The 13758-nt window shown below is 70.8% G+C and carries 13 protein-coding genes; 5 read left to right on the top strand and 8 right to left on the bottom strand.

The features are described 5' to 3' along the window. Positions 1-187: 187 nt before the first annotated feature. Positions 188-1834, top strand: a complete 1647-nt coding sequence (locus tag ACFVZW_RS18775) for a threonine/serine exporter ThrE family protein (RefSeq protein WP_384522636.1) — start codon at positions 188-190, stop codon at positions 1832-1834. A gap of 41 nt (positions 1835-1875) precedes the next feature. Here the strand turns inward: ACFVZW_RS18775 and ACFVZW_RS18770 are convergent, their stop codons facing one another. Beyond that, entirely contained in the window at positions 1876-2559 is a 684-nt protein-coding gene (locus ACFVZW_RS18770; RefSeq protein ID WP_384522568.1) for a DedA family protein, read from the bottom strand. Between the two features lie 158 nt (positions 2560-2717). On the opposite strand from ACFVZW_RS18770, the gene ACFVZW_RS18765 reads away from it, so the two are divergent. The 3 genes from ACFVZW_RS18765 (at position 2718) to ACFVZW_RS18755 (ending at position 5897) form a co-directional block, all read left to right on the top strand. Then, positions 2718-3086 (top strand): YbjQ family protein, encoded by a 369-nt coding sequence (locus tag ACFVZW_RS18765; RefSeq protein WP_329119106.1) that lies wholly within the window; start codon positions 2718-2720, stop codon positions 3084-3086. 63 nt (positions 3087-3149) lie between these two features. After that, positions 3150-4442 (top strand): ion channel protein, encoded by a 1293-nt coding sequence (locus ACFVZW_RS18760; RefSeq protein WP_384522566.1) that lies wholly within the window; start codon positions 3150-3152, stop codon positions 4440-4442. A 42-nt stretch (positions 4443-4484) separates the two neighbouring features. Continuing rightward, on the top strand, positions 4485-5897 hold the full coding sequence (locus ACFVZW_RS18755) for a glutamate decarboxylase (RefSeq protein ID WP_384522564.1): 1413 nt from the start codon (positions 4485-4487) through the stop codon (positions 5895-5897). Positions 5898-5904: 7 nt separating this feature from the next. Here the strand turns inward: ACFVZW_RS18755 and ACFVZW_RS18750 are convergent, their stop codons facing one another. The 7 genes from ACFVZW_RS18750 to ACFVZW_RS18720 form a co-directional block, all read right to left on the bottom strand. Then, positions 5905-7047, bottom strand: coding sequence for a WD40/YVTN/BNR-like repeat-containing protein (locus tag ACFVZW_RS18750; RefSeq protein ID WP_384522562.1), 1143 nt, complete (start codon positions 7045-7047; stop codon positions 5905-5907). Between the two features lie 217 nt (positions 7048-7264). Next, a complete protein-coding gene (locus tag ACFVZW_RS18745; protein ID WP_384522560.1) occupies positions 7265-8029 on the bottom strand; it encodes an ABC transporter permease in 765 nt (254 codons plus the stop codon). Next, positions 8026-9009: an ATP-binding cassette domain-containing protein gene (locus ACFVZW_RS18740; RefSeq protein ID WP_384522558.1), complete on the bottom strand. Its 984-nt coding sequence runs from the start codon at positions 9007-9009 to the stop codon at positions 8026-8028. Before ACFVZW_RS18740 ends, ACFVZW_RS18745 begins: the two co-directional genes overlap by 4 nt. Positions 9010-9098: 89 nt before the next feature. Then, positions 9099-9740: a PadR family transcriptional regulator gene (locus tag ACFVZW_RS18735; RefSeq protein WP_384522556.1), complete on the bottom strand. Its 642-nt coding sequence runs from the start codon at positions 9738-9740 to the stop codon at positions 9099-9101. Positions 9741-9783: 43 nt separating this feature from the next. Beyond that, complete coding sequence (locus ACFVZW_RS18730; RefSeq protein WP_384522554.1) at positions 9784-10323, bottom strand: DinB family protein; 540 nt, start codon at positions 10321-10323, stop codon at positions 9784-9786. A 100-nt stretch (positions 10324-10423) separates the two neighbouring features. Next, positions 10424-11881, bottom strand: a complete 1458-nt coding sequence (locus ACFVZW_RS18725; RefSeq protein WP_384522552.1) for an aldehyde dehydrogenase family protein — start codon at positions 11879-11881, stop codon at positions 10424-10426. Positions 11882-11952: 71 nt separating this feature from the next. Continuing rightward, positions 11953-12825: a helix-turn-helix domain-containing protein gene (locus ACFVZW_RS18720; protein ID WP_384522550.1), complete on the bottom strand. Its 873-nt coding sequence runs from the start codon at positions 12823-12825 to the stop codon at positions 11953-11955. Positions 12826-13115: 290 nt separating this feature from the next. Between ACFVZW_RS18720 and ACFVZW_RS18715 the strand changes: the two genes are divergently transcribed. Then, positions 13116-13619 (top strand): ATP-binding protein, encoded by a 504-nt coding sequence (locus ACFVZW_RS18715; protein WP_384522548.1) that lies wholly within the window; start codon positions 13116-13118, stop codon positions 13617-13619. The last annotated feature ends 139 nt before the right edge of the window (positions 13620-13758 follow it).

The raw sequence follows: 13758 nt of genomic DNA, 5'->3' as shown, positions 1-13758 counted from the left end.
CGCGCCGGCCGCGCCCGCGCCGCCACCCACCGCGCGCGGGGGGGGGGGGGGGGGCGCCCTGGGGGGGGCGCGGGGTGGGGGGGGGGGGGGGGGGGCCCCGGGGGGGGCCCCCCCCCCGTCTCGCGTGTTGTCGTATGCCCGTGCCCATACTGGGCAGACAGCGCGAATGGGAGTGAGGGCGAAGAGAGTGGTGGCGGAGGCGGACGGCCCGGAGGACCGGAAGCCGCAATCGGACGAGGCGCGCAGCGCCTTCACACAGCCGGCGGGGGTCGAGCAGCCGGTCGTTCCGGAGGAGGAGCATCCGACCTCCGAGTTCGCCGTTCCCGAGGGGCTGGCTCCGGAGCCGCCTGCCGAGCCCGAGGGTTCGGCGTTCGCTCCGCCGTCCACGTACTCCGCGAAGCATGCGCCGCCGGCCTTCACGCCCGCGCATGGCATCCCGCTCGTGCGGCTGTCGAAGGACGCTCCGTGGCAGGACCGGATGCGGACCATGCTGCGGCTGCCGGTCGGCGACCGGCCGGTGCCGGAGACGCGCAAGGTGGAGGACGAGACGGGGCCCTCGGTGGGCCGTGTGCTCGACCTGACCCTGCGTATCGGTGAGCTGCTGCTCGCGGGCGGGGAGGGCGCGGAGGACGTCGAGGCGGCGATGTTCGCGATCTGCCGCAGCTACGGTCTGGACCGGTGCGAGCCGACGGTCACGTTCACGCTGCTCTCGATCACGTACCAGCCGTCGCTGGTGGACGATCCGATCACGGCGAACCGGACGGTACGGCGCCGGGGCACGGACTACACCCGGCTGGCGGCGGTCTACCAGCTGCTGGCCGACATCAACGCGGAGGAGCACGACGTCACGCCGGAGGAGGCGTACCGGCGGCTCGCGGAGATCCGCCGCAACCGGCACCCGTACCCGGGATGGGTGCTGACGTCGGCGGCGGGTGTCCTGGCGGGCGCGGCCTCGGTGCTGCTGGGCGGTGACCTCACGGTCTTCTTCGTGGCGGCGCTGGGCGCGGTGCTGGGCGACCGGCTGGCGTGGCTGTGCGCGGGGCGCGGGCTGCCGGAGTTCTACCAGTTCCTGGTGGCGGCGATGCCGCCGGCCGCGATGGGGGTGCTGCTGACGCTGCTGCACACGGATCTGCGGCCCTCGGCGGTCATCACGGGTGGTCTCTTCGCCCTGATCCCGGGACGGGCGCTCGTGGCGGCCGTGCAGGACGGTCTGACCGGCTTCTACATCACGGCCTCGGCCCGGCTCCTGGAGGTCGGGTACTTCTTCGTGGCGATCGTGGTGGGTGTGCTGTCGGTGCTGTACGTGGCCGTGCAGTTCGACGCGCAGCTCAATCCGGAGGGGGCGCTCGGTCTGGTCGAGCGGCCGGTGGTGCAGATTCTGGCGGCGATGGTGCTGTGCGCGACGTTCGCGATCCTGTTGCAGCAGTCGCGGGCGACGGTGCTGTTCGCGACGTTGAACGGCGGGGTGGCGTGGGTGATCTACGCGTCGATCGCCGTGACGGCGAACGGCTCCGCGGTGATGGCGACGGCGGTGGCGGCCGGCCTGGTGGGTCTCTTCGGGCAGCTGATCGCCCGGTACGAGCACACCTCGTCGCTGCCGTACGTGACGGCGGCGATCGGGCCGCTGCTGCCCGGTTCGGCGACGTACTTCGGGGTGCTCTCGATCGCCCAGAACAACCTGGACCAGGGCTTCGCCAATCTGGCGAAGGCGGCGGCCCTGGCCCTGGCGATCGCGATCGGGGTGAACCTGGGAGGCGAGCTGGCCCGCCTGTTCATGCAGGCCCCGGGCGCGGCGGCGGCACGCCGCGCCGCGAAGCGGACGCGTGGTTTCTAGGCGGGGTCCGGGCCGGACGGGGTCCGGCCCGGGGGTACCCGCTAGCGGTTGGCGGGGCGGCCGCGCTGGGTGGGGGTGCCGTGGTCGCTCTGGGCGCGGGCCTTCTTGGACTGGGAGCGGGCGCGGAGGTACTCGATCACGATCGGGATCACGGAGATCAGGACGATCAGGATGAGGATCGCCTCGATGTGCTCGTGCACGAAGTCGATCTTGCCGAGGGAGGCGCCGAGCAGGGTGACGCCCGCGCCCCACAGCACGCCGCCGATGATGTTGAACGTGATGAACGAGCGGTAGTTCATCCGGCTCACACCGGCGATGATCGGCGTGAACGTGCGCACGATCGGGACGAAGCGGGCCAGGATCAGCGACTTCGGGCCGTGCTTCTCGAAGAACTCGTGCGCCTTCTCCACGTTCTCCTGCTTGAAGAGCTTGGAGTCGGGGCGCTTGAAGAGGGCGGGGCCGACCTTGCGGCCGAAGAGATAGCCGACCTGGTCGCCGATGATCGCGGCGGCCACGATGAGCGTGCAGACGAGCCAGAGCGGCGTGTCCAGCTTGCCGGTGGTGACCAGCAGGCCGGTGGTGAAGAGCAGCGAGTCGCCGGGCAGGAAGAACCCGATGAGCAGGCCGGACTCGGCGAAGACGATGACGAGGACACCGATCAGGCCGAAGGTCTGGATCAGATAATCCGGGTCCAGCCAGCTCGGTCCGAGGGCAAGCGTATTCACGGGTTCCGGGCTCCTGCGGTTGATGGGGGCATGGGACGGCTGCCCCAAAGTATCAACGCTTTCTTACGACCTCGGGTTCCATCCGGCTCCCACCGGGCCCCTCCGGGATGCGAGGGCGGACGGCCGGGCCGAGGCTGGGGGCCAGGAGGTGGATGCGGATGGGCATCGAGGAGTACGGAGGCGGTCAGGGACCGCAGTCCGACGTGCTGGTCGTCACGACCAACGACGTTCCCGGCTACGAGGTCCGGCAGGTGATCGGCGAGGTCTTCGGTCTGACCGTGCGCTCGCGGCATCTGGGCAGCCAGATCGGCGCGGGCCTGAAGTCGATGATCGGCGGGGAGCTGAAGGGGCTGACGAAGACCCTGGTGGAGACCCGTAACCAGGCGATGGAACGGCTGGTGGAGCAGGCCAAGGCGCGCGGCGCCAACGCCGTGCTGATGTTCCGCTTCGACGTGACGGAGGCGGCGGACGTGGGGACGGAGGTCTGCGCGTACGGCACGGCCGCGGTGATCGCTCCTCGCGCCTGACTGGACGGCGACACCCCCAACTCTCGGGGCGTTATGCGGCTTTTGTGCCCCTATGGTGGGGCGGTGGCCATCGATAACCCGTCGTCCGGGCCCCCGCCCCCCGCCCTCCGGTCGCCCGCACGAGCCCTGTTGCCGCAGGTCCTGTCCGCCCTCTTGGTGGGCGTCCTGGCGAGTCTGCTCTTCCTCGGGATCGAGTGGGTCTCCGAGGAGTTCGAGCACGTCCTCTGGCACACCCTTCCGGACGCGCTGGGCATCGGCGGTTTCTCCGTCTTCTGGACGATCGTCATGCTCACCGCGACCGGCATCGCGGTGGGTCTCGTCGTCTGGAAGGTGCCCGGGCACGCGGGCCCCGACCCGTCCGAAACCGGGCTCGGCGGCGCGCCCCTCGCGCCCGCGGTCGTCCCCGGACTGCTGCTCGCCGGCACACTCACACTGGCCGGAGGAGTCAGCCTCGGCCCGGAGAACCCGATCATCGCGGCCAATGTCGCGCTCGCCTACTGGCTCGGCAGAAAGGCGGCACCCGCCGCGCCCGGTGCGTTCTGGGTCGTGCTCGCCTCGGCCGCCACCATCGGCGCCCTCTTCGGCACCCCGGTGGCCGCCGCCCTGGTCATCTCCGAGGCCCTCACCCAGCAGCCGGACGCCAAGACCTCGCTGTGGGACCGGCTCTTCGCCCCGCTGATCGCCGCCGGAGCCGGGTCGATGACCACCGCGCTCCTCGCGCACCCCACCTTCGACATGTCGCTGCCGGAGCTGACCGACCCGGGGTGGGGCGATCTGCTCGCCTCGATGGTCGTCGCCACCGCCGCCGCCCTCTTCGGCCTCCTCTGCTGCTACGGCCTCCCCCACGTCCACCGCGCCTTCCAGCGACTGCGGCACCCGATGCTGATGATCCCGGTCGGCGGGGTGGTCCTCGGCCTGCTGGGCGCGCTCGGCGGGTCGCTGACGCTCTTCAAGGGCCTGGAACAGGTCAAGGAGCTCACCGAGAACATCGGCAGCTACTCGTCGGGGGAGCTGGCCAAGATGGCCGTGGTCAAGCTCGCCGCCCTGCTGGTCGCCGCCTCGTGCGGATTCGTCGGCGGCCGGATCTTCCCCGCCGTGTTCATCGGCGTCGCCTTCGGCATGTTCACCCAGGCGCTGGTCCCCGAGATCCACCCCGCCGTCGCCGTCTCCTCCGGCGTGCTCGGCGTGCTGCTCGCGACGACCCGGCAGGGCTGGGTGAGTCTCTTCGTCGCCGCCGTCCTCTCCTCCTCGCCCTCGATGCTCTCGCTGCTCTGTCTGGCCTCTCTGCCCGCCTGGCTGGTCGTCACCGGCCGCCCGCAGCTCGAACTGGACCAGTCAGGCAGCGCCCTTCACTGAACAACCCCCCGGACCGCACTGAACAACCCAGAAGGAGTCCCCATGGCACTGCACAAGGGTCACGCCGAGCCCGAGCCGGATCGGCACCTCGCTCTCAACCCCTTCTACGGCCTGGCCAACCCGGTCGGCGGCATGACCGAGGCGCCGCCCATCCACCGGCTGCCCGATGGCCCTCTTCCGCCCATGAGCGCCTATCAGGTGGTCCACGACGAGCTGATGCTCGACGGCAACTCCCGGCTCAACCTCGCCACCTTCGTCACCACCTGGATGGAGCCCCAGGCGGGCGTCCTCATGGCGGAGTGCCGCGACAAGAACATGATCGACAAGGACGAGTACCCGCGGACCGCCGAACTGGAGCGGCGCTGCGTGGCCATGCTCGCCAATCTGTGGCACGCCCCGGATCCGTCGACCGCCGTCGGCTGCTCCACCACCGGCTCCAGCGAGGCGTGCATGCTCGCCGGCATGGCCCTCAAGCGCCGCTGGGCCAAGCGGAACACCGACCGCTATCCGGCGAGCGCCCGGCCCAATCTGGTGATGGGTGTCAACGTCCAGGTCTGCTGGGAGAAGTTCTGCAACTTCTGGGAGGTCGAGGCCCGGCTCGTGCCCATGGAGGGCGACCGCTTCCACATGGACGCGGAGTCGGCCGCCGCCCTCTGCGACGAGAACACCATCGGCGTGGTCGCCGTGCTCGGCTCGACCTTCGACGGCTCCTACGAGCCGGTCGCGGAGATCTGCGCCGCGCTCGACGCCCTCCAGGAACGGACCGGCCTCGACATCCCCGTCCATGTCGACGGCGCGTCGGGCGCGATGATCGCCCCTTTCGTGGACGAGGACCTGGTCTGGGACTTCCGGCTGCCCCGGGTCTCCTCGATCAACACCTCCGGTCACAAGTACGGCCTCGTCTACCCGGGCGTGGGCTGGGCCCTGTGGCGCTCGCCGGAGGAGCTCCCGGAGGAACTGGTCTTCCGGGTCAACTACCTCGGCGGCGACATGCCCACCTTCGCTCTCAACTTCTCCCGGCCGGGCGCCCAGGTCGTCGCGCAGTACTACACCTTCCTGCGGCTCGGCCGGGAGGGCTACCGGGCCGTCCAGCAGACCAGCCGGGACGTCGCCCGCACGATCTCCGAACGGATCGAGGCGATCGGCGAGTTCCGCCTCCTCACCCGCGGCGACCAGCTGCCGGTCTTCGCCTTCACCACCGCTCCCGACGTCAGCCGCTTCGACGTCTTCGACGTCTCGCGCCGGCTGCGGGAGCGCGGCTGGCTCGTCCCGGCGTACACCTTCCCCGCCAACCGGGAGGACCTGTCCGTGCTGCGCGTCGTCTGCCGCAACGGCTTCTCGGCCGACCTCGCTGGGCTGTTCATCGAGGACCTGAACCGGGTCCTGCCCGACCTGCGGCGTCAGTCCGGCCCTTCGGCGGACAACAAGGCGGCCGCCACCTCCTTCCATCACTGACCGCGCGTCAGGGCGTCTCGCCCTCGCACCCCAGGCCGAACTCCGCCCAGCGCTCGCCGTCCACGGATATGTCGTAGAGACAGCTGGTGTTGTGGCGGAGCAACCCGAGGGGCGTGCGGCGGGTGAAGCTCGTGCCCTCGCCCGAGGGGCGGAAGCTGCTGCCGCCGTCGAGGCTCACATACTCCCGGTCCTCGGCTCCGATCAGCACCCGGCCGCCGGGGCCCGGCACCGGGATCCCCAGGAGCGTGCGGGGCTCGATCATCGGCCCCGTCGTCCACATGCGCTGCCAGCTCCGGCCGCCGTCCAGCGAGCGGTGCAGCGCCCGCATGGGGTTCTTGACGGGGTCACCGCCCTTCAACTCCCCCATCTCCGCCGCATAGACGACGGACCGGCCGACCGCGACCGCGGTGTACCAGCCGGGCTCGGTGGTCGGGCTCGGCAGCCGGCTCACCGACCAGCTGCGCCCCTGGTCCCGCGAGACGGCGACGGCGGCCCGCCCCGAGAGCGGGTCGGTCCCCGAGGCCCACCACGAGCCGTCGGGCTCCGCCACCTCGGCCGGCCTCGGACGCGCCCCGAGCAGCGGCCCCCCGGCGAGGGCGCGCCGTCGCCCGTCCTGCGGGGAGATCACGACCAGCCGCTGCCGGACACAGTCGTCCACCCACGCCCCGGCGGGCTGCGCGCAGTCGGTGGTGAGCACGGCCCCGGCCGGTATCACCGCGGTCGTACCGACGGTCTTCAGGTCGCCGACGCGCCAGCTGCGCCCGCCGTCCCGGGTGAACCAGGTCCGCCGCTTCTCCGGCTCGGCACCGCCCTCCTCGATCAGGGCGCGCCCCGGCCCGAGCGCCAGCAGGCTGGACGAGATGCCGTCCGTGCCCCGCGCCTCGGGCAGCGGCGAGCGCCGCAGCACCCAGTTCTTCGCGCCCCGGTCGAGGACGGCCACGTGCTGCCTGCAGAAGCCGTTCTCCGGCGTCCGCTCGTCCGTCACACAGTCGGCCAGCAGGGCGAACCCGCTGCCGTCGGAGGCGAATCCCAGGGAGTGCGACCAGCCGGGGAGCTGCCGCCCGGACGGAACCCGCGGCGGCGGGACGGCCGATGCCTCCGCGCCGGCACCCGCCGTCCCACCCGCATGCGAAGAACCGGGCGAACCCAAGCCCGGAGAACCCGGAGAACCCGGAGAACCCGAGCCCGGAGAACCCGGAGAACCCGGAGAACCCGAGCCCCCCGCGCCCGTACAAGCCGTCAACACCAGCGCCACGACGGCGCCGGCCACTCCGTAGAGCCTGCGCATCGCACGTCCCCCGTCCCTTCGCCCGGTCCGCGGTGAACCGTCTGCCCTAGTTACACCGCTCGACCGGTTCGGGTTCCCACTACACGCTCAGCCGCCTGAACTTCCGTACCGCCAGCGGGAAGAAGACCGCGAGGAGCAGCAGCGGCCACACCACCGCCGCCATCACGTGCCCCGGCTCCCCGCCCGGATTGCCGAAGAGGTCCCGTACCGCCGTCGCGGTCGCCGACATCGGGTTCCACTCGACGACCGTGCCCAGCCACCCCGGCATGGACCCCGGCGAGGCGAACGCGTTGGAGAGGAAGCCGATCGGCCAGACCAGGATCTGCACGGCCATCACCAGCTCCGGCCGCCCCGCCACCATCGCCAGGTAGATCCCGATCCACAGCATCGCGAAGCGCAGCAGGAGCAGCAGCCCCATGGACCCGAGGAAGGCGCCGAAGCCGCCGTGCGCCCGCCAGCCGATCGCGTACCCGACGCCGACCATCACCACCAATCCGGCCGCGGACTGGAGCATGTCGGCGACCGAACGCCCCACGAGCACCGCCCCGTCGGCCATCGGCATCGAGCGGAAGCGGTCGATCACGCCCTTGTTCAGGTCCTGGGTGACGGCCGTCATCGTGCCTTCGAGGCCGAAGACCATCGTCAGCGTGAGCATGCCGGGCACGAGGTAGTCGACGTACGCGCCCTCGATCTCCCGGCCACCGCCGACGAGATAGCCGAACATCAGCAGCATCATGACCGGGAAGGCGAGACCGACCACCATCACGACCGGCTGCCGCGCCCAGTGGGCCAGTTCCCGCCGGGTCATCGTCCAGCAGTCGCTCATCACATACGCCGCGCTCATGCCGCCACCTCCGCTTCCTCGCCGCGCGCGTCGCCCGCGCCCCCGTCCTGCGCGTCACCGGTCAGATGGAGGAAGACCTCGTCGAGGGTCGGCCGCCGCAGGGCGATGTCCTCCGCCTCGATCCCGGCCGCCTCCAGGGCCCGCACGGTCTCGGCCAGCGCCGCCATCCGGTCCGTCACGGGCGCGCTGATCCGGCGCCGGTCGGCGTCCAGCGTCACCTCGGATCCGGGAGCGGGCAGCAGCCGCGCCGCCTCGTCGAGCCGCCGTCCGTCCCGCAGGACGACGTCGATGCGGTCGCCGCCGACCTTGGCCTTCAGCTCGTCGGCCGTGCCGTCGGCGACGACCCGGCCGTGGTCGACGACCGAGATCCGGTCGGCGAGCTGATCGGCCTCCTCCAGATACTGCGTGGTGAGCAGGACGGTCGTCCCTCCGCCCACCAGGGAGCGCACCGACTCCCACACCTCGCCGCGGCCCCGCGGGTCGAGTCCGGTCGTGGGCTCGTCCAGGAAGAGCACCTCCGGCTCCGTGATCAGCGAGGCCGCGAGGTCCAGACGGCGACGCATACCGCCGCTGAACTGCTTGACGGGCTTGCGGCCGGTGTCCGCGAGCCCGAACCGCTCCAGGAGCTCGTCGGCCCGCGCGCCGGCCCGCCGGGCGCCCAGGTGGTACAGCCGCCCGAACATCTCCAGGTTCTGCCGGCCCCCCAGCTCCTCGTCGACGGCCGCGTGCTGCCCGAGGAGCCCGATCCTGCGCCGCACCTCGGCCGCCTCGGTCCGGACGTCGAAGCCCGCGACCCGCACCAGGCCCTCCTCGTGACGCAGCAGCGTGGCCAGGATCCGTACCGTCGTGGTCTTGCCCGCGCCGTTGGGGCCGAGCAGGCCGTGCACCGTGCCGGCGCCGACGACCAGGTCGAGGCCGTCGAGTGCCGGCTTGTCCCCGTACCGCTTCCGCGCGCCTTCGACGACGATCGCGTCAGTCATCCGTCTCCTCCAGTCGAGCCGATCGGCCCAGTAGTCAAATTTGACCACCGCGAGAAGGTATGCCCGTTCCCTCGATTAGTCAAACTTGATTAGTCTTGGTACTCGTCCGGGTCGCCCGTCGCGTACGGGCTCTCCTCACCCTCGGCGAGCACTCCCACGAAGGGCTCCCCGCCCTCGCCCGCGAAGGAGTACGCCCCGGCCTCGATCCGCTCGATGAGGCCGAGCGTCCACTCCTTGCCGGCGTCCGCCGAGTGGACCCAGAGGTGCATGATCTCGCCGATGTGCCCGAGCTGCTGCGGGCCGCCCTCCGGCGTGTAGTACTCGGTGACGGCGGCGCGCCACTCGTCGAGCGCCCGTACCCGCGCGCGCAGCAGCTCCACGACCTCCGCCCGGGGCAGGTCGACGATGAACCCGATCCCCGCGGACAGGACGTCCATCTTCTGGTCGTACGTGGTCAGCGCCTCGCGCAGCAGCGCGAAGTACTCCTCCGTACCCTTCTCCGTCACCTCGTACTCGGTCCGCGGCGGGCCGCCCGCCGTACTCGGTGCGATCTCGTACGCATGCAGCAGACCTTGCTTGGCCATCTGCTTGAGCGCGTGGTAGATCGAGCCGGGCTTGGCGTTGGACCACTCGTGCGCGCCCCAGAACTCCAGGTCATTGCGGACCTGGTAGCCGTGGGCGCGCCCGTGCTGGCGGACCGCGCCGAGGACGAGAAGCCGGATCGCAGACACCCTGGTACCTCCTAGTCAATTTTGACTAGGGTACGCGCACCCCCTACGCGCCCTGCTCCTCCGCGATCAGGGTGAACGAGTCCTTGCCGTCCAGAGACTCCCGGACGATGTCCGCGTGCCCGGCGTGCCGGCCCATCTCCTGGACCAGGTGGAGCAGCATCCAGCGCGTCGAGACCCGCCCGTCCTTCGGGAACCAGGGGGCCGGCGGCAGGGGGAAGGTGTCGTCCAGGCTGGGCACGGACCGGACGAACTCCTCGGTCTCCTTCGCCACGCCGCCCCAGAAGTCCAGGATCTCCGGCACGGTCTCGCCCTCGACCAGCCGGAAGCCGTCGCCCCAGGTGTCCTTGGAGCGCTGCTTCTCGTTCCTGCGCTGCTGCGCAAGGCGGAGCCAGTTCAGCTCCACCTCCGCGACGTGCTTGATCAGCCCGGACAGGCTGAGCCCGCTGGCGCTCGGGCAGCTCGCCGCCTGCTCCTCGGTGAGACCGAGCGCGGCGCGGCGGATCGCCGCCCGCTGGGCCTCGACGAAGTTAAGGAACGCGCCGCGCTCGTCACCCTGGGCCTCCGCGGGAACAAGAGCAACCATGAGATGTCCGCCTTCCTGACATGAAAGAGATGGTGGGTGCCGGGGAGGCTTCCTCTCCCGACACCCACCACGTTACGAACCCTTGAGGACAGCTTCTGTCCTAGAAGGGGAACTGGCTCCGCCCGTGCTGGATCGAGATCCACTTCTGGGTCGTGAAGGCGTCGATCATCGCGTCGCCGTTGAGCCGGCCGATGCCCGACTGCTTCTCGCCGCCGAACGGCACGATCGGCTCGTCGGCCACGGTGCCGTCGTTGATGTGGATCATGCCGGTGTGGATGCGCTGGGCGACCCGTACACCCCGCTCGATGTCACCGGTGTGGACGGCGCCGCTCAGGCCGTACGGCGTGTCGTTGGCGATCCGGCTCGCCTCCTCCTCGCCGTCGAAGGGCAGGATGAGCGCCACCGGGCCGAAGATCTCCTGGCTCAGCACGGGCGCGTCCGCCGGGAGGTCGGTCAGGACCGACGGGGAGACGACGTTGCCCTCCGCCGAGCCGTGCAGCAGGGCCGTCGCGCCGCCCGCCACCGCCTGCTCGACGACGGCCGAAACCGACTCCGCCTGCTGGGAGTTGATGAGGGGCCCGATGTGCGTGGCGGGGTCGGCGGGGTCGCCGACGCGCAGCGTCTTCACCTTGGCGACGAACTTCTCGGTGAACTCCGCCTCCAGGGTGCGGTCCACCAGGATCCGGTTGGCGGCCATGCAGACCTGGCCCTGGTGCACGAAGCGGCTGAAGACGGCCGCGTCCACGGCGTAGTCGACGTCGGCGTCCTCGAGGACGATCAGGGCGCTGTTGCCGCCGAGTTCGAGGACGGCGTGCTTGAAGTTCTGCGCGCAGACGGTGGCGACATGGCGGCCGACCTTGTCGGAGCCGGTGAAGGAGATGACCTTCGGGACCGGGTGGGTCAGCAGCGCGTCGCCGATCTCGGCGATGTCGGTGACGACGACGTTCAGCAGACCGGCCGGCAGACCGGCGTCCTCCAGCACCTTCGCGACGAGCGTGCCGCCGCAGATCGGGGTGTTCTGGTGCGGCTTGAGGACGACCGCGTTGCCGAGGGCCAGCGCCGGGGCGACCGACTTGATCGACAGGAGGAAGGGGAAGTTGAAGGGGGAGATGACGCCGACGACACCGACCGGGAGGCGGTAGACGCGGTTCTCCTTGCCGTCGACCGGGGAGGGCAGGATCCGGCCCTCGGGGCGCAGTGCCAGCTGGATCGCCTCGCGCAGGAACTCCTTGGCGAGGTGCAGCTCGAAGGCCGCCTTCAGGCGCGTGCCGCCGAGCTCGGCCATGATCGTGTCGGCGAGCGCCTGCTCGCGGTCCTCGACGATCCGCAGCGCGCGCTCGAAGACGAGCCGGCGGGTGTACGGGTTGGTCTCGGCCCACTCGCGCTGGGCGCGCTCGGCGGCGCGGTAGGCGCGGTCGACCTCGTCGGCGGTGGCGACGGTGATCGAGGCGAGCTTCTCACCGGTGTACGGATTGAAGTCGATGATGTCCCACGAGCCGCTGCCGGGCTTCCACTCGCCGTCTATGTACTGGTGGGCCAGGTCGGTGAAGTAGGACATGGATCGAGACCCCTTAACCCGCGGTGGCGGACACTGTGGCAACACTGATGTCACGTCATCGTACTTACGTGCTACGTGAGTTGGAGAAGTCCTCTGAGAAGGTCGCGACTTTCGGCCGGATCGGGACTCTCCTCGCGCAGTCGCTCCATCACGCGTGCGTACTGGGCGACCTCCTCGCGCTTGTCGAGGTAGAGGGCGCTGGTCAGCTGCTCCAGGTAGACGATGTCGGAGAGGTCGGACTCCGGGAAGCTCAGCATGGTGAACGCGCCGCTCTCGCCGGCGTGCCCGCCGTAGCTGAAGGGCATGACCTGGAGGGTGACGTTCGGGTGCTCGGAGATCTCGATGAGATGCCTCAACTGGCCCCGCATCACGGCCCGGTCGCCGTAGGGGCGGCGCAGCGCGGCTTCGTCGAGCACGGCGTGGAACTGCGGGGCGCTCTCGGAGACGAGGACCTTCTGGCGCTCCAGACGGAGCGCGACGCGGCGCTCGATCTCGGCGCGCGGCGCGTCGGGGATGCCGCGGGTGACGACGGCGTGTGCGTACGCCTCGGTCTGCAACAGGCCGTGCACGAACTGGACTTCGTAGATGCGGATCAGGGAGGCGGCGCCTTCCAGACCGATGTACGTCTGGAACCAGCCGGGCAGGACGTCGCCGAAGCTGTGCCACCAGCCGGCGACATTGGCCTCGCGGGCCAGCCCGAGGAGTGAGCCGCGCTCGGACTCGTCGCTGACGCCGTAGAGCGTGAGCAGGTCCTCGACATCCCTGGCCTTGAAGCTCACCCTGCCCAACTCCATACGGCTGATCTTGGATTCGGACGCGCGGATCGAGTAGCCGGCCGCCTCGCGGGTGATGCCGCGCGACTCGCGCAACCGCCTCAGTTGCGAACCCAGCAGGATGCGCCGCACCACGCTCCCGCTCGCTCCGCTCGATTCGACTGCGGTCACGGCTCCAGCCTCTCCTTCGCGGGTCTCGGGCCCCCGGATTGTGCCACTAAACGCTTCAGCCCGTACACATTCGATTACGGAAAGGCGGCATGTTCAGGGCGACTTCCTGATCAGAGGGAAATCAGTCGACAGAAGATATGCACAGAATCGGCACGGGGGTGGACAGGTCCGGCGCGTGCACGTGCATCTGCCCTTGCATCCCTTGGTCGCATTCGGAACCATGGACCCCGCGCAGCTGCGTACTCGTTCGTGTTGTCGCACCACAGTCGCGATTCCCGGGAGTGCCTCGCATGGGGACGAATGGATCGACCATGCTCGAGCCGTTACGGCAGGGCCTTCCGCCGATCGATCCCGCGGCCGTCTCCACCTCCGCCTCCTGCGCGCTGCCACCCCGCTACGAAGCGGTGCGCGGCGCACGGAAGTTCACACAGGCGACGCTCGCGCAGTGGGAGCTGACCGAGCGTTTCGACGATGTCGCGCTGGTCGTCTCCGAACTCGTCACCAACGCCCTGCGGCATGCGCTGCCGTCGGACGCGCCCCAGGACGAGGGCGGCCGGCACACTCCCCCGGTCCGCCTGCACCTGATGCGCTGGACGAGCCGTCTGGTGTGCGCCGTACGCGATCCGAGCCACCGGAGCCCGGAGACGCGCGAGGGCGACGAGGACTTCGCGGCGGAGTCGGGCCGGGGGCTGTTCCTGGTGGACTCCTTCAGCGACGGCTGGGGATGGCACCCGCTGGCCGGGACGCTCCAGGGCAAGGTGGTCTGGGCGCTCTTCCGGCTCGGACCGGAGTGACGGGCCGCGCATGACGCGTACGAGAAGGGGGGGGGCCGGGGGCCGGGGCCGGCTCCCGGCGCGCCGGCGCCGCCGCCGCCCCCCCCCCCCCGGCGGCGGTCCCCCCCCGGGCGCCGCCCCGGCCCCCCCCGCGACCGCG

It is taken from the genome of Streptomyces sp. NPDC059567 (assembly GCF_042735655.1).
Taxonomy (GTDB): domain Bacteria; phylum Actinomycetota; class Actinomycetes; order Streptomycetales; family Streptomycetaceae; genus Streptomyces.
This window is presented reverse-complemented; position numbering and strand designations above follow the sequence as displayed.

What these genes read in the sequence shown, in the direction of transcription:
- ACFVZW_RS18765 (WP_329119106.1), top strand. Translation starts at nt 2,718, where the DNA reads ATGGGCATCGAGGAGTACGGAGGCGGTCAGGGACCGCAGTCCGACGTG.
- ACFVZW_RS18730 (WP_384522554.1), bottom strand. Translation starts at nt 10,323, where the DNA reads ATGGTTGCTCTTGTTCCCGCGGAGGCCCAGGGTGACGAGCGCGGCGCG.
- ACFVZW_RS18755 (WP_384522564.1), top strand. Translation starts at nt 4,485, where the DNA reads ATGGCACTGCACAAGGGTCACGCCGAGCCCGAGCCGGATCGGCACCTC.
- ACFVZW_RS18715 (WP_384522548.1), top strand. Translation starts at nt 13,116, where the DNA reads ATGGGGACGAATGGATCGACCATGCTCGAGCCGTTACGGCAGGGCCTT.
- ACFVZW_RS18745 (WP_384522560.1), bottom strand. Translation starts at nt 8,029, where the DNA reads ATGAGCGCGGCGTATGTGATGAGCGACTGCTGGACGATGACCCGGCGG.
- ACFVZW_RS18740 (WP_384522558.1), bottom strand. Translation starts at nt 9,009, where the DNA reads ATGACTGACGCGATCGTCGTCGAAGGCGCGCGGAAGCGGTACGGGGAC.
- ACFVZW_RS18725 (WP_384522552.1), bottom strand. Translation starts at nt 11,881, where the DNA reads ATGTCCTACTTCACCGACCTGGCCCACCAGTACATAGACGGCGAGTGG.